The following is a 14,629-nucleotide window of genomic DNA, read 5'->3' on the forward strand; positions in this document are numbered from 1 at the left end:
TGAAACGGCTGAAGCCGCGCGCCATGACCACACCACAAGACATCATCCGCCGCGACGTGCTTGCGATGACGAGCTATCCGGTGCCGGAGGCGACCGGCTACGTGAAGCTCGACGCGATGGAAAACCCGTTCGAGCTGCCGCCGACGCTTGCCGACCAACTTGCGGAGCGCCTGTCGGGCGTTGCGCTGAACCGCTATCCGGCGCCGCGTCCCGGTGCGCTGATCGACAAGCTCAAGCGCGTGATGCACATACCGGCTCATTGCGACGTGCTGCTCGGCAACGGTTCCGACGAGATCATCAGCATGATTTCGGTTGCGTGCGCGCAGCCCGGCGCGCAAGTGCTCGCGCCGGTGCCGGGTTTCGTGATGTACGAGGTGTCGGCGCGGCTCGCGAATCTCGAATTCGTCGGCGTGCCGCTGAACGCGGACTTCACGCTCGATACCGGCGCAATGCTCGCGGCCATCGAACGGCATCGGCCGGCCGTCGTCTATCTGGCCTACCCGAACAATCCGACCGGCAATCTGTTCGATGAAAACGACATCGAGCGGATCATCGCGGCCGCGAACCGCAGTCTTGTGGTGATCGACGAGGCGTACCAGCCGTTCGCCGGGCATAGCTGGATGCCGCGCGCGGGCGATTTCGACAATGTCGTCGTGATGCGCACCGTGTCGAAGCTCGGTCTGGCCGGCGTCCGCCTCGGTTATCTCGCGGGCCGGCCGGCGTGGCTCGCCGAATTCGACAAGGTGCGCCCGCCGTACAACGTCAACGTGCTCACGCAGGCAACCGTCGATTTCCTGCTCGATCACGTCGATGTGCTCGACGCGCAAGCCTCGCAACTGCGTGCCGAGCGCTTGAAATTGTCGCAGGCGGTCGCCGCTCTGCCCGGCGCCGAGGTTTTTCCGAGCGCCGGCAATTTTCTGCTCGTGCGCGTGCCCGATGCGTCCGCGACGTTCGAAACCCTGCTAAATGCGCGGGTTTTGATCAAAAACGTGAGTAAAATGCACCCATTGCTGGCGAATTGCGTACGTCTGACGGTCGGGTTGCCGGAAGAGAACACGCAATTGCTTGCCGCGCTGAAACTCGCGCTGCATTAGTGCGAGTGCCAGCACGGCGGCTCATCTCCCACCCTATCTTTCAAGAAGCTTCGAGGAATTGTCATGCGCCTTGCGGAAGTCGTTCGCAACACCAGCGAAACGCAGATCCGTGTGAAGATCAATCTGGACGGCACCGGTCAGCAGAAGCTGGCCACCGGCGTGCCGTTCCTCGATCACATGCTCGACCAGATCGCGCGGCACGGACTTGTCGATCTGGACATCGAGGCGCATGGCGACACGCATATCGACGACCACCATACGGTCGAAGACGTCGGCATCACGCTCGGCCAAGCCGTCGCGAAGGCGATCGGCGACAGGAAGGGCATCCGCCGTTATGGCCACGCGTACGTACCGCTCGATGAAGCACTCTCGCGCGTCGTGATCGATTTCTCCGGCCGCCCCGGGCTCGAATTCCACGTGCCGTTCACGCGCGCACGCATCGGCACCTTCGACGTCGACCTGTCCATCGAATTTTTCCGCGGGTTCGTGAACCACGCAGGCGTCACCCTGCATATCGACAATCTGCGCGGCCTCAACGCCCATCATCAGATGGAAACGGTCTTCAAGGCGTTCGGCCGTGCGTTGCGCATGGCGGTCGAACTGGACGAACGCGCGGCGGGGCAGATTCCGTCGACCAAGGGCAGCCTCTGACACGAATTCCGGGGCACATTCTCAGGATGGTCCTCAGGTGACTTCGGGTGGCTCTTTAGTTGGCTCCTCAGTTGGCTCTTCAGGCATCTGCCTGCCAACGCGGGCGCCTGAAGCGTCGCTCAACCGGACCGGTGCCGCGGACGCGCCTGGCTTGCGATGGATATCCTCAAGTCGTTTATTTCGCTGCTCGCGCTGATCAATCCGGTCGGCGTGGTGCCGTTTTTTCTGAGCCTGACCGCGCAGCAGTCGGAAGCGGAGCAGCGGCGCACGATCCGCATCGCATCGATTTCAGTGTTCTGCGTGATCGCGGTAACGTCGCTGTGCGGGCAGCAGATCATCAGCTTTTTCGGTATCTCGATCGGCTCGCTCGAAGTCGGCGGCGGCATCATCATGCTATTGATGGCGATCAGCATGCTCAACGCGCAGATCGGCAACGCGCGCGCGACGCCCGAGGAACGCTATGAAGCGGAATCGAAGGACAACATCGCCGTCGTGCCGCTCGCGATTCCGCTGCTGACGGGACCGGGATCGATCAGTACGGTCATCGTCTATTCGGCCAGCTTTCGCCATTGGTACGACCGCGTTAGTCTGATCGCTATCGGCGCCGTGCTCGCCGCGATCTGTTTCGTGGCGCTGCGTCTGGCCGAACCGATTGCGCGTTGGGTCGGTCGGACCGGTATCAATATCGGCACGCGGCTGATGGGACTGATGCTGTCGGCGCTCGCGGTGGAATTTATCGTCGACGGCTTGAAGGCGCTGTTGCCTGCCCTGAAGTGAAACGCATTGACATGCAAACTGAAGTGAAAACCCTGGTTTGAAATGAAGACTTCGATAGCGATTGTGGATTACGGAATGGGCAACCTGCGCTCAGTGGCGCAGGCGCTGAAAAAGGCGGCGCCCGAGGCGGACGTGGCGATTGTCGATCGCCCCGAGGCGATCCGCGCCGCCGACCGTGTCGTGCTGCCCGGCCAGGGCGCGATGCCCGACTGCATGCGTTCGCTCGGTGAATCGGGCCTGCAGGATGCGGTGCTCGAAGCGTCGCGCAGCAAGCCGCTGATGGGCGTGTGCGTCGGCGAGCAAATGCTGTTCGACTGGAGCGCAGAGGGCGATACGCGCGGGCTCGGGCTGATGGCGGGCAAGGTCGTGCGCTTCGAGCTCGAGGGCCAGCTGCAGGACGACGGCTCGCGCTTCAAGGTGCCGCAGATGGGCTGGAACCGCGTCCGTCAGGCGCAGCCGCACCCGCTGTGGGACGGCGTGCCCGACGAAAGTTTTTTCTATTTTGTGCACAGCTACTACGTGGTGCCTGACAATGCCGGGCACACGTCGGGCGAAACGATTTACGGCGTGCCGTTCACATCGGCGGTCGCCCGCGACAATATTTTCGCAACCCAATTCCACCCGGAAAAAAGTGCGGATGCGGGCTTGCGCATGTACCGTAATTTCGTGCACTGGAAACCATGAATCGCGCCGTCTTGCGCGACCGGGTTCGGGCGCTTGTACAGCGGTTAACATGGCTGTCCGGATGGACGCCCGGATCGACGTTCAGGCGGCCACTGCCGCGGCGCCCCGACATTAGCAAGGCGGCCGAAAGAGTTGTACTAAACTAGCGGAACGGCTTTGCGCCGGCCGGACATCAACCTTCTTCCCAGACATCACCCGATTGCTATGCTGCTGATCCCCGCCATCGACCTGAAAGACGGTCAATGTGTTCGCCTCAAACAGGGCGATATGGACCAGGCGACGATATTCTCCGAAGAGCCGGCGGCAATGGCCCGCCATTGGCTCGAACGCGGCGCGCGGCGCCTGCATCTCGTCGATCTGAATGGCGCATTCGCCGGCAAACCGCGTAACGAAGAGGCGATTCGCGCAATCATCGACGAAGTCGGTAGCGAGATTCCCGTGCAGCTGGGCGGCGGCATTCGCGATCTGAACACGATCGAGCGCTATCTCGACGACGGTCTCGAGTACGTGATCATCGGCACCGCGGCGGTGAAGAACCCCGGATTTCTGCTCGAAGCCTGCACGGCCTTCGGCGGCCACATCATCGTCGGCCTCGATGCGAAGGACGGCAAGGTCGCCACCGACGGCTGGAGCAAGCTGACCGGCCACGAAGTGGCCGATCTCGCGCGCAAATTCGAAGACTACGGGTGTGAGTCGATCATCTACACGGACATCGGCCGCGATGGCATGATGCAGGGCATCAATATCGAGGCGACCGTGCGTCTGGCGCGCGCGGTGAAGATTCCGGTCATCGCAAGCGGCGGCCTGTCGAACCTCGGGGATATCGAGGCGCTGTGCGAAGTCGAAGACGAGGGCGTCGAAGGCGTGATCTGCGGCCGGGCGATCTACTCGGGCGATCTCGACTTTGCAGCTGCGCAGACGCACGCGGACCGGTTGCGCGAATCGGATGACGCGTAAGCGTCGGCGCCGTGGAGCCGCGCGATTTGTCGATCGCCGTTGCCGTCATGCCGCGTCGCCGCGCGCGTCCCACATCATGCTGTACTGCACACCGCTCACGTAAGTATCCGCACCATCATGGCCTTAGCTAAACGCATCATCCCGTGTCTCGACGTGACTGCCGGGCGTGTCGTCAAGGGTGTCAACTTTGTCGAGCTGCGCGACGCGGGCGACCCCGTCGAAATCGCGCGCCGCTATGACGACCAGGGCGCCGACGAGCTCACCTTCCTCGACATCACCGCGACGTCCGATCAGCGCGATCTGATTCTGCCGATCATCGAAGCCGTGGCATCGCAGGTGTTCATTCCGTTGACCGTCGGCGGCGGCGTGCGCGCGGTCGAAGACGTGCGGCGGCTGCTCAATGCCGGCGCGGACAAGATCAGTATCAATTCGTCGGCGATCGCGAATCCGCAACTCGTGCGCGATGCGACGAGCAAATACGGCTCGCAGTGCATCGTCGTCGCGATCGACGCGAAGCGCGTGTCGGCCGACGGCGAAGCGTCGCGCTGGGAAGTGTTCACGCACGGCGGGCGCAAGGCGACCGGTCTCGATGCGATCGAATGGGCGCGCCAGATGGCCGAATTCGGCGCCGGCGAAATTCTGCTCACCAGCATGGATCGCGACGGCACCAAAAGCGGCTTCGATCTCACGTTGACGCGCGCGGTATCCGATGCGGTGCCGGTGCCGGTCATCGCATCGGGCGGCGTCGGCTCGCTGCAACATCTCGCGGACGGCATCCGGGACGGCCATGCGGACGCCGTGCTGGCCGCGAGCATCTTCCACTATGGCGAACATACGGTCGGCGAGGCCAAGCGCTTCATGGCCGATCAGGGCATTTCGGTGAGGTTGTGACGTGGTGAACGCTTCGGGTGTCGACTGGCTCGACAAGGTCAAATGGGACGCGAACGGCCTCGTGCCGGTCATCGCGCAGGAAGCCGCGACGAACGACGTGCTGATGTTCGCGTGGATGAACCGCGAGGCGCTCGCGAAGACGGTCGAGACCGGCCGTGCCGTGTATTTCTCGCGCTCGCGTCAGCGGCTGTGGTTCAAGGGCGAAGAGTCCGGCCACGTGCAGCACGTGCACGAAGTGCGGCTCGATTGCGACGAAGATGTCGTCCTGCTCAAGGTCGAGCAGGTCTCGGGCATCGCATGCCACACAGGCCGCCACTCGTGCTTCTTCCAGAAATTCGAAGGATCGGTCGACGATGGCGAGTGGGTTGCCGTCGATCCGGTACTGAAAGATCCCGAACACATCTACAAATGACGCAAGCACACACGCACGACACGCTGCTGCGCCTCGCGGCGATTATCGAAAGCCGCAAGGGCGGCGACCCCGAGACTTCGTATGTGTCGCGCCTTTTCCATAAGGGCGACGACGCGGTGCTAAAAAAGATCGGCGAGGAGGCGACCGAAGTCGCGCTCGCCGCGAAGGATGTGCGCCACGGCCGCGAGGCCAAAGCGCTCGTCTATGAGATGGCTGATCTGTGGTTTCATTGTCTGGTGGCGCTGTCGCACTTCGACCTGAGCCCGGCCGATGTGCTCGCCGAACTCGAGCGGCGCGAGGGGCTCTCTGGCATTGAGGAAAAGGCCTTGCGCAAGAGCCGCGACCGCGAGCAAAACGGCGACTGAAGCCGCACGGCGAGCCTTTGGTGGACCGCAATGCAAGCCGCGCGGCGAGCCGTACCGCAGACAACGTCGCACGTAGTGGCACACGCGGCATGATCGAATAAGCACGCTTTTGATCGCACCTGAAGGAGGACGCAACATGGAGCAGTCGCATGGCGGATATCCGCCGCCGACGTACCAGAGCGCGGTCGAAATCGACCGGCAACGCGGCCTGCGCACGCTGACGCACGTGCTGTACGCGCTCTACGCGGTGTACTGGCTGACGGGCGGGATATCGGTGCTGGTTGCCATCATCATCAACTATCTGAAGCGCGCGGAGACGGTCGGCACGCCGTACGAAGCGCACTTCGAGTGGCAGATCCGCACGTTCTGGATGGGCCTCATCGGCCATCTGATCGGCGTGGCGCTTTTCATCGTGCTGATCGGCGTGCCGATTCTATGGGCTGTCGCGATCTGGACGTTGTACCGTATTATCAAAGGCTGGCTGTATCTATACGACAACAAGCCGCTGCAGAATCCGCGCGCGTGGTTCTGAGCGGTATGCGATCGGCGGCGACGCATGTGTCGGCGCTGGGCCAGGCGAAATCGGGAACCACGCACAAGCATCGGGAAGACCATGAGCCACGATCCAAACTGCCTTTTCTGCAAGATCGCAGCGGGCGAAATCCCGTCGACTAAAGTTCATGAAGACGACGAGTTCGTCGCATTCCGCGATATCCGTCCGGCCGCCGATACGCACGTACTCGTGATTCCACGCAAACATATCGCCACGTTGACCGATTGCCACGAAGGCGACGCCCCGCTGCTTGGTAGAATGCTTGTACTGGTGGCGCGTCTGGCGGATAAGCTCGGTGTTGCCTATACGGGCGGTGAAACCGGCTTCCGGACGGTAATCAATACCGGTCCGGGCGGCGGTCAGGAGGTATATCACCTGCACGCGCATCTGCTGGCCGGTCCGCGGCCGTGGTTGCGCATGGGGTGACATATGTTCATCACCGAACGGCGGCGATACTGTCGATCCGCGATAGTTCAGCCGGTCGGTGATGAATCGGTGGTAAAGCGAGTACCGGTTTTATTCTAAAAAGCAGAGAGTGGACGGAGCGCCCTCGCTTCGTTTTGCTTCGGTAAGGGCCGTAGGGCTCAAGGGTTTTCTTCACGTCGGTGGGCGACGGGAGACAAGGAGAGTTTTCATGGGTTCGTTGAGTATCTGGCATTGGCTGATCGTTCTGCTGATCGTTGCTCTGGTGTTCGGCACGAAGAAGCTGCGCAATATCGGTGGCGACCTGGGTGGCGCCGTGAAGGGGTTTAAGGAAGGCATGAAGGACGCTGAAGCGCCCGCCGATACGCAGACGCAGCAACGCGATCTGCCGCGCGCGGGCACGATCGACGTCGACGCGAAAGAAAAGGCCACGCATTCGGGCGACTCGCGCTAAGCCGGCGGTTCGCTCGGCGCACTGACGGGAAGCTCATTCGATGCTGGACCTCGGTCTCACCAAAATGGCGTTGATCGGCGTGGTCGCGCTGGTCGTGCTCGGCCCTGAGCGGCTGCCGCGCGTCGCCCGCACCGCGGGCGCGCTATTCGGACGCGCGCAGCGCTATATCAACGACGTGAAGGCTGAAGTCACGCGTGAAATCGAGCTCGACGAGCTGCGGCGGATGAAAACCGAATTCGAATCGGCCGCGCAAAACGTCGAAACGACGATTCACGACAATCTGCGCAAGCACGAAACCGAGCTGAACGACGCGTGGAAAGCGGGAACGTCGGTGTCGCCAAGCGTCGCGGGCAGCGGTGCTGACGAGAGCACGTCTTCTGCTTCGAATAGCGCATCCACGTCTGCGTGGAACGGCTTTGGCACGACCACGCCGATGAGCGCGCCGAAGCGCAAGAACTGGCGCATCAAACAGGCAGCCACGCCTTCGTGGTACAAACGTGCGACCGCGCGCCGTACGCACGTGCAGTCGGGCGCGGCCCGCGTGGCGCGCCACAAGCCGGCCAGCATGCGGCGCACGACGCGCTTCTTCTGATTCGTGAATCCATCTCCTACCGAGGGCCGGCGTGAGCGACCCCCAGCACAAGCAGAACGAAGGTCCTGAAGAGACCTTCATCTCCCATCTCGTCGAACTGCGCAACCGCATCATGCGCGCCGGCATTGCGGTGATTGTCGTATTCGTGGGGCTCGTCTACTGGGCGCCGGACATCTTCAGGCTGCTCGCGCGGCCACTGATGATGAACCTGCCGAAGGACGGCAAGATGATCGTCACCGATGTGACCGGCTCGTTCTTCGTGCCGATGAAGGTGACGATGCTCGTCGCTTTCGTCATTGCCTTGCCGATCGTGCTGTATCAGATCTGGGCGTTCGTCGCGCCGGGGTTGTATCAGCACGAGAAAAAGCTCGTGATGCCGCTCGTCAGCAGCAGCTATCTGCTGTTTCTGTGCGGGATGGCGTTCGCGTACTTCGTCGTGTTTCCGACCATCTTCCGCGTGATGGCGCACTATAACGCGCCGCTTGGTGCGGAAATGACGACCGATATCGACAATTACCTGAGCTTCGTGCTGACGATGTTTCTTGCGTTCGGTGTGACGTTCGAGGTGCCGATCGTTGTCGTGCTGCTCGTGCGCATGGGCATTCTGACGGTGCCAAAGCTCAAGCAGATCCGTCCGTACGTGGTGGTGGGTGCGTTTGTCGTGTCGGCAGTGGTGACGCCGCCGGATGTGTTCTCGCAGCTGATTCTCGCGATTCCGTTGATCGTTCTATACGAGGCCGGCATTATCGCGGCGCGGCTTTTTGTCAGCAAGCCGGCGATTGCAGCGGAGGAAGAGAGCGAGGGTAACGCGGCGCCATGACGCGGAGTGGGAGTGGGCGGCTGCCCGCTTTCAGAGACCGCTTTGCGTCGCGCGCACTGCTTCGCTTAATGCTTCGATAGAGCAATAACCGCCCCGATTGGCGCGGATCGGCGCGGCAACAGCCAAAGTTGCGCGCCGCGCGCCCCGCCAGGTCACGAGTCAGGCGACTCAGCCGCCATCATCACCCTGATCATCGTCGTCCGATGAAGACTGCTTCGGCGGCGGCGGGCGCTTGCCGATCATCACCGTCAGATCCAGTTCCTTGTTCTTGCGCACCAGATGCACCTTTGCGTCGGTGCCCGGCTTGATCTGCGCGATCACGTTCAGAAGACGCGTGGTGTCCGTAATGTCCTGGCCGTTCACGCCGACCAGGATATCGCCCGGCTTGATGCCGGCCTTGTCGGCCGGCCCGCCCTTCAGCACGCCGGCGACGATCGCGCCGGTCTTCTGCTCGAGTCCGAACGATTCCGCGATTTCAGGCGTCACATCCTGCGGCTCGACGCCGATCCAGCCGCGCGTCACCGTGCCGGTGGTAATGATGCTCTCGAGCACGCTGCGCGCGGTCGACACGGGAATCGCAAAGCCGATGCCGAGCGAGCCGCCCGAACGCGAATAGATGGCCGTATTGATGCCGAGCAGATTGCCGTGGATATCGACGAGCGCGCCGCCCGAATTGCCGGGATTGATCGGCGCGTCGGTCTGGATGAAATTCTCGAAAGTATTGATGCCGAGGTGGTTGCGCCCGAGCGCGCTGACAATGCCCATCGTCACCGTCTGGCCGACGCCGAACGGGTTGCCGATCGCAAGCACGACGTCGCCGACGCGCGTCTGATCCATGCGGCCGAGCGTAATGGTCGGCAGATTGGTCATATTGACCTTCAGCACGGCGAGATCGGTCTCCGGGTCGACGCCGATGACCTTCGCTTCGCTGGTGCGGCCGTCGGCGAGGGCGATTTCGATCTGATCCGCGCCGTCCACGACGTGCTGGTTCGTTAGAATGTAGCCTTCCGAACTCACAATCACACCCGAGCCCAGATTCGCGGCCGGCTCCTGCTGGCGGCGGTTACGGTCGCCGAAGAAGTAGCGGAACAGCGGGTCTTTCGCGCGCGGGTCCGGTGGCAGCGATCCGTCCTTGCTGGAGAACACGTTGACGACTGCCGGCATCGCCTTTTGTGCCGCGTCGGCATAGGAGCTTTCCAGGGGGCCGTTGCCGATCCCCGGCGCCACTTCCCGCAGTGCGACGATCGGTTCGGCCAGTTGCTTGCCGAATTGCCCTTGTCGCTGCAGCCATTGGGGCTTGAGCGTCGCGATGATGAACATCAGCGCGAGCAGCACCGTCACCGCCTGGGCGAACAACAGCCAAAAGCGTCTGAGCATCTGAAAAATTAGAGGTTTATATGGATCGGATCGAACTGGAATTGTACTTGAACAACGTCCTCGAAGCCTCACGGTTCAAGGACTATTGCCCGAACGGACTGCAGGTCGAAGGGCGTCGCAAGGTCGAGAAAATCGCCACCGGCGTAACCGCTTCGCTGGCGTTTCTCGAGGCCGCGCTCGAGTGGGGCGCGGACGCGCTGCTCGTGCATCACGGCTACTTCTGGCGCAACGAGGCGCCGCAGATCACCGGGCGCAAGTACCAGCGCCTGAAGCTGCTGCTGGCGAACGACATTAACCTGTTCGCGTACCACCTGCCGCTCGACGACCATCCGGTCTACGGCAACAACGCGCAGCTCGGCGCAAAGCTCGGCCTGATCGGCGACGCGCGTTTCGGCGACAACGACATCGGCTGGATGACCACACTGCCGATGCCGATCACGCTCGCGCACTTCTCGGCGCAGATCGAGCATACGCTCTCCCGCACACCGCTCGTGCTCGGCGACCCGGATCAGGAGCTGCGGCGTGTCGCATGGTGCACGGGCGGCGCGCAAGGCTATTTCGACGCGGCGATCGACGCGGGTGCCGATGTCTACCTGACCGGCGAAATCTCGGAGCAGAACACGCATATGGCGGCCGAAAGCGGCGTCGCGTTCGTAGCGGCCGGGCATCATGCGACCGAGCGATTCGGCGTCCAGGCGCTCGGTTCGCACCTTTCGGAGGCATTCGATCTCGAGCACCTGTTTATCGATATTCATAATCCGGTCTAGTCGTGACAAAACTGGTCCAAAGCGGTCAAAAGGATGGGACTGAGACATGCGGACTGAGTGAATTAGAAAATGCAGGAAATACTTAAATCCGCATAAGCAAAATGCTTGCAAATCGTGCGGGAATACCCTGATTTATCAACAACTTCGCATTGTTTTTGGTTGTCGGCCCTTGTAAATGGCGACTCCATTCGAGCAAACTAGCGGCGGTAGAAAGCGACGGAAGGAAAAAATCCAACTTAGAAGTGGGGCGTGTGATGCGAGACAAGGAAGACGAACGCGTCGACGGCGGCCGCCGTACCTGGCTGATCGCGACGACCGTAACAGGTGGCATCGGAGGAGTCGCCACCGTAATACCCTTTGTTGGTTCATTTGCACCATCGGAAAAGGCCAAGGCCGCGGGCGCGCCCGTCCAGGTCGATATCAGCGGCTTGAAGCCGGGCGACATGATGACGGTCGCGTGGCGCGGCAAGCCGGTGTGGATTCTGAACCGCACCGACAAGATGCTCGCCGATGTTCAGAAAGCCGATAACGAAGTCGCAGACCCGCAATCCAAGAATCCGTTTTCGATGCCGATGCCGGAGTACTGCAAGAACGAATTCCGTTCGCGGCCCGATCACAAGAATGTTCTCGTTACCGTTGCGGTATGCACCCATCTGGGCTGCACGCCGACACCGCGCTTCCAGGAGGGCGCGCAGCCCAATCTTCCGGACGACTGGCCAGGCGGTTTCCTGTGCCCGTGCCATGGCTCGACCTATGATCTGGCCGGCCGCGTCTTCAAGAACAAACCTGCGCCGCAGAACCTCGACATCCCGCCTTATATGTTCGTGGGCGAAACGCTCGTGATCGGCAAGGACGAGAAAGGAGAAGCGTAATGGCGACGACCGAAAAAGATGTGGAGACAACATCGGGGCTCGTGGGGTGGATCGATCGGCGCTTTCCGATGACGTCCACGTGGAAGGCCCACCTTTCCGAGTACTACGCGCCGAAGAATTTCAACTTCTGGTACTTCTTCGGCTCGCTCGCGCTGCTCGTGCTGGTCAATCAGATCGTCACCGGCATCTTCCTCACGATGAACTACAAGCCCGATTCGATGCTCGCGTTCGCATCGGTCGAGTACATCATGCGCGAGGTGCCGTGGGGCTGGCTGATCCGGTATATGCACTCGACCGGCGCGTCGATGTTCTTCGTCGTCGTGTACCTGCATATGTTTCGCGGGCTCCTGTACGGCTCGTATCGCAAGCCGCGCGAGCTGGTGTGGATTTTCGGCTGTGCGATTTTCCTCTGCCTGATGGCTGAAGCGTTTTTCGGCTACCTGCTGCCGTGGGGGCAGATGTCGTACTGGGGCGCGCAGGTCATCGTGAACCTGTTTTCGGCGATTCCGTTTATCGGCCCGGACCTGTCGCTGTGGATTCGCGGCGATTACGTGGTGTCGGACGTCACGCTGAACCGCTTCTTCGCGTTCCACGTGATTGCGATTCCGCTTGTGCTGATCGGCCTCGTGATCGCGCACATCGTCGCGTTGCACGAAGTCGGGTCGAACAACCCCGACGGCATCGAGATCAAGGCGAAAAAGGACGCAAACGGCATCCCGCTCGACGGCATTCCGTTTCACCCGTACTACTCGGTGCACGACTTCATGGGCGTGTGCGTGTTCCTGATCGTGTTCGCGGCGATTATCTTCTTCGCGCCGGAAATGGGCGGCTACTTCCTCGAAGCGAACAACTTCGTGCCGGCCAATCCGCTGCAGACGCCGCCGGAAATTGCGCCGGTCTGGTACTTCACCGCGTTTTACGCGATGCTGCGCGCCACGACCGACCCGTTCAAGATCGTGCTGATGATCATCGTCCTGCTGCTCGGTCTGTTCGCGCTCGTGCGCGCGCGCGGCAAGTGGCGCATCGGCTTGCCGGTGCTCGCGGTGCTCGTCGTGCTGGCGATGTATTTCACCGAGTCGAAGTTCTGGGGCGTGGTGGTGATGGGCAGCGCGGTCGTCTCGCTGTTCTTCCTGCCGTGGCTCGACCGCTCGCCGGTCAAGTCGATCCGCTACCGGCCGTTCTTCCACAAGGTGTTCTACGCGATCTTCGTGCTTGCGTTCCTGACGCTCGCGTTTCTCGGCACGAAGCCGCCTTCGCCGGCGGGGACGGTCATCGCGCAGATCTGCGCACTGGTGTACTTCGCGTTCTTCCTCGGCATGCCGTTCTGGACGCCGCTTGGCAATTTCAAGCAGCCGCCCGAACGAGTGCGGTTCAAACCCCACTGAATGCCACGCGAGGAGAACCCGAACATGAAAAAACTGTTTTCGATGCTCGCGCTGTTAGGCGCGATGCTGTGCACGCTGACGGCTGCCCCGGTTTTTGCGGAGGAGAATGTACCGCTGGACCGGGCGCCCGATAACACGGACAATTTTGCTTCGCTGCAACATGGCGCCCAATTGTTTGTAAACTATTGCCTGAATTGCCACAGTGCGAACCTGATGCGGTACAGCCGGCTGCAGGATCTCGGCATCTCGCAGAAGGAAATCGAGCAAAACCTGATGTTCACGTCGGACAAGATCGGCAGCACGATGTCGATCGCGATGCATCCGGACGACGCGAAATCGTGGTTCGGCGCGACGCCGCCCGATCTGACGGTCGAGGCGCGTGCGCGCAGTGCGGCCTGGCTCTACACGTATCTGCGCAGCTTCTACCGCGACGATACGCGGCCCACGGGCTGGAACAATCTCGTCTACGAGAACGTGAGCATGCCGAATGTGCTGTGGCAGTTGCAGGGGCAGCGCACCGCGAAGTTCGAAGAGGAAACCGACGAACGGACGGGCGAAAAGATGCGCAAGTTCACGGGCTTCCAGCAGGCGAGCCCGGGGACGTTGTCGCCGGTAGATTATGATTCGGCTGTGGCCGATCTGGTCGCGTACCTGTCGTGGATGGCCGAGCCGACGCAGAAGATCCGCCAGCAGCTTGGCGTGTGGGTTCTGCTGTTCCTCGGTCTGTTGAGCTTTTTCGCCTGGCGACTGAACGCCGCGTACTGGAAAGATATCAAATAAACACACCGTAGCGGGTGTGGGGCCGGTGCAAGGAAAGACCGCACAGGAGAACCTGTGAGGCCGGTTTTTCCGCGTGCTGGCCCTTCAGCTTTTTGAGGAAACGCAAAAATGATGGTTCTGTATTCCGGCACTACGTGCCCGTTCTCCCAGCGTTGCCGGCTGGTGTTGTTCGAGAAGGGCATGGATTTCGAAATTCGCGACGTCGATCTGTTCAACAAGCCCGAAGACATCGCGGTGATGAATCCGTACGGTCAGGTACCGATTCTCGTCGAGCGTGACCTGATCCTGTACGAATCGAACATCATCAACGAGTACATCGACGAGCGCTTCCCGCACCCGCAACTGATGCCGGCCGACCCGGTGCAGCGCGCCCGGGCGCGCCTGTTCCTGCTGAACTTTGAGAAGGAACTGTTCGTGCACGTCGGCACGCTCGAGAACGAGAAGGGCAAGGCGGCCGAGAAGAATCACGAAAAGGCACGCCTCGCGATCCGCGACCGCCTCACGCAGCTCGCGCCGATTTTCCTGAAGAACAAGTACATGCTCGGCGAAGAATTTTCGATGCTCGACGTCGCGATCGCGCCGTTGCTGTGGCGCCTCGACCACTACGGCATTGAGCTGTCGAAGAACGCGGCGCCGCTGATGAAGTACGCCGAGCGTATCTTCAGCCGTCCGGCGTATATCGAAGCGCTGACGCCGTCGGAAAAGGTAATGCGTCGTTGAGTTTTTGCGTGTGTTGAGTTTGGCGCGCGGCGGCTGCCGCCGCCGTGGCCCCTTT

The 14,629-nt window shown here is 61.6% G+C and carries 19 protein-coding genes; 18 read left to right on the forward strand and 1 reads right to left on the reverse strand.

The genetic code is table 11. The annotated features are described in order from the left end of the window. Positions 1-23: 23 nt before the first annotated feature. The 13 genes from hisC to tatC all read left to right on the forward strand — a co-directional run bounded on the left by hisC (position 24) and on the right by tatC (position 8,673). A complete protein-coding gene (hisC, locus tag KZJ38_RS03320; RefSeq protein ID WP_219798763.1) occupies positions 24-1,094 on the forward strand; it encodes a histidinol-phosphate transaminase in 1,071 nt (356 codons plus the stop codon). A 63-nt stretch (positions 1,095-1,157) separates the two neighbouring features. Beyond that, positions 1,158-1,745 (forward strand): imidazoleglycerol-phosphate dehydratase HisB, encoded by a 588-nt coding sequence (gene hisB, locus KZJ38_RS03325; protein ID WP_219798764.1) that lies wholly within the window; start codon positions 1,158-1,160, stop codon positions 1,743-1,745. A 156-nt stretch (positions 1,746-1,901) separates the two neighbouring features. Further along, positions 1,902-2,522 carry a YchE family NAAT transporter gene (locus KZJ38_RS03330; protein ID WP_219798765.1) on the forward strand — a complete coding sequence of 207 codons (621 nt, stop codon included), beginning with the start codon at positions 1,902-1,904 and terminating at the stop codon, positions 2,520-2,522. 42 nt (positions 2,523-2,564) lie between these two features. After that, on the forward strand, positions 2,565-3,206 hold the full coding sequence (gene hisH / locus KZJ38_RS03335; RefSeq protein WP_219798766.1) for an imidazole glycerol phosphate synthase subunit HisH: 642 nt from the start codon (positions 2,565-2,567) through the stop codon (positions 3,204-3,206). A 204-nt stretch (positions 3,207-3,410) separates the two neighbouring features. Then, positions 3,411-4,163 (forward strand): 1-(5-phosphoribosyl)-5-[(5-phosphoribosylamino)methylideneamino]imidazole-4-carboxamide isomerase, encoded by a 753-nt coding sequence (gene hisA, locus KZJ38_RS03340; protein ID WP_219798767.1) that lies wholly within the window; start codon positions 3,411-3,413, stop codon positions 4,161-4,163. 117 nt (positions 4,164-4,280) lie between these two features. Further along, complete coding sequence (gene hisF / locus KZJ38_RS03345) at positions 4,281-5,054, forward strand: imidazole glycerol phosphate synthase subunit HisF (protein ID WP_219798768.1); 774 nt, start codon at positions 4,281-4,283, stop codon at positions 5,052-5,054. A 1-nt stretch (position 5,055) separates the two neighbouring features. After that, positions 5,056-5,466 (forward strand): phosphoribosyl-AMP cyclohydrolase, encoded by a 411-nt coding sequence (gene hisI, locus KZJ38_RS03350; protein ID WP_219798769.1) that lies wholly within the window; start codon positions 5,056-5,058, stop codon positions 5,464-5,466. After that, positions 5,463-5,831 (forward strand): phosphoribosyl-ATP diphosphatase, encoded by a 369-nt coding sequence (locus KZJ38_RS03355; protein ID WP_219798770.1) that lies wholly within the window; start codon positions 5,463-5,465, stop codon positions 5,829-5,831. The genes hisI and KZJ38_RS03355 overlap by 4 nt, the downstream gene beginning before the upstream one ends. Before the next feature lie 136 nt (positions 5,832-5,967). After that, entirely contained in the window at positions 5,968-6,363 is a 396-nt protein-coding gene (locus KZJ38_RS03360; RefSeq protein ID WP_075158294.1) for a DUF4870 family protein, read from the forward strand. A gap of 81 nt (positions 6,364-6,444) precedes the next feature. Further along, positions 6,445-6,810: a histidine triad nucleotide-binding protein gene (locus KZJ38_RS03365; RefSeq protein WP_219798771.1), complete on the forward strand. Its 366-nt coding sequence runs from the start codon at positions 6,445-6,447 to the stop codon at positions 6,808-6,810. Positions 6,811-7,018: 208 nt separating this feature from the next. Continuing rightward, positions 7,019-7,261: a Sec-independent protein translocase subunit TatA gene (gene tatA, locus KZJ38_RS03370; RefSeq protein WP_219798772.1), complete on the forward strand. Its 243-nt coding sequence runs from the start codon at positions 7,019-7,021 to the stop codon at positions 7,259-7,261. Positions 7,262-7,301: 40 nt separating this feature from the next. Continuing rightward, positions 7,302-7,853 carry a Sec-independent protein translocase protein TatB gene (gene tatB / locus KZJ38_RS03375; RefSeq protein ID WP_219798773.1) on the forward strand — a complete coding sequence of 184 codons (552 nt, stop codon included), beginning with the start codon at positions 7,302-7,304 and terminating at the stop codon, positions 7,851-7,853. Between the two features lie 31 nt (positions 7,854-7,884). Continuing rightward, positions 7,885-8,673 (forward strand): twin-arginine translocase subunit TatC, encoded by a 789-nt coding sequence (tatC, locus tag KZJ38_RS03380; protein ID WP_219798774.1) that lies wholly within the window; start codon positions 7,885-7,887, stop codon positions 8,671-8,673. A 168-nt stretch (positions 8,674-8,841) separates the two neighbouring features. On the opposite strand, the gene KZJ38_RS03385 is transcribed toward tatC, so the two are convergent. Next, positions 8,842-10,050 carry a Do family serine endopeptidase gene (locus KZJ38_RS03385; protein WP_219798775.1) on the reverse strand — a complete coding sequence of 403 codons (1,209 nt, stop codon included), beginning with the start codon at positions 10,048-10,050 and terminating at the stop codon, positions 8,842-8,844. Between the two features lie 20 nt (positions 10,051-10,070). Here KZJ38_RS03385 and KZJ38_RS03390 point away from each other — a divergent pair, with 20 nt between their 5' ends. The 5 genes from KZJ38_RS03390 (at position 10,071) to KZJ38_RS03410 (ending at position 14,574) form a co-directional block, all read left to right on the forward strand. Next, complete coding sequence (locus KZJ38_RS03390) at positions 10,071-10,817, forward strand: Nif3-like dinuclear metal center hexameric protein (RefSeq protein WP_219798776.1); 747 nt, start codon at positions 10,071-10,073, stop codon at positions 10,815-10,817. Between the two features lie 254 nt (positions 10,818-11,071). Continuing rightward, a complete protein-coding gene (petA, locus tag KZJ38_RS03395; protein ID WP_219800097.1) occupies positions 11,072-11,689 on the forward strand; it encodes a ubiquinol-cytochrome c reductase iron-sulfur subunit in 618 nt (205 codons plus the stop codon). After that, a complete protein-coding gene (locus tag KZJ38_RS03400; RefSeq protein WP_219798777.1) occupies positions 11,689-13,074 on the forward strand; it encodes a cytochrome b in 1,386 nt (461 codons plus the stop codon). Before petA ends, KZJ38_RS03400 begins: the two co-directional genes overlap by 1 nt. 24 nt (positions 13,075-13,098) lie before the next feature. Further along, on the forward strand, positions 13,099-13,854 hold the full coding sequence (locus tag KZJ38_RS03405; RefSeq protein ID WP_219798778.1) for a cytochrome c1: 756 nt from the start codon (positions 13,099-13,101) through the stop codon (positions 13,852-13,854). 108 nt (positions 13,855-13,962) lie between these two features. Further along, positions 13,963-14,574: a glutathione S-transferase N-terminal domain-containing protein gene (locus tag KZJ38_RS03410; protein ID WP_006052302.1), complete on the forward strand. Its 612-nt coding sequence runs from the start codon at positions 13,963-13,965 to the stop codon at positions 14,572-14,574. The last annotated feature ends 55 nt before the right edge of the window (positions 14,575-14,629 follow it).

The organism is Paraburkholderia edwinii, assembly GCF_019428685.1.
GTDB lineage: Bacteria > Pseudomonadota > Gammaproteobacteria > Burkholderiales > Burkholderiaceae > Paraburkholderia > Paraburkholderia edwinii.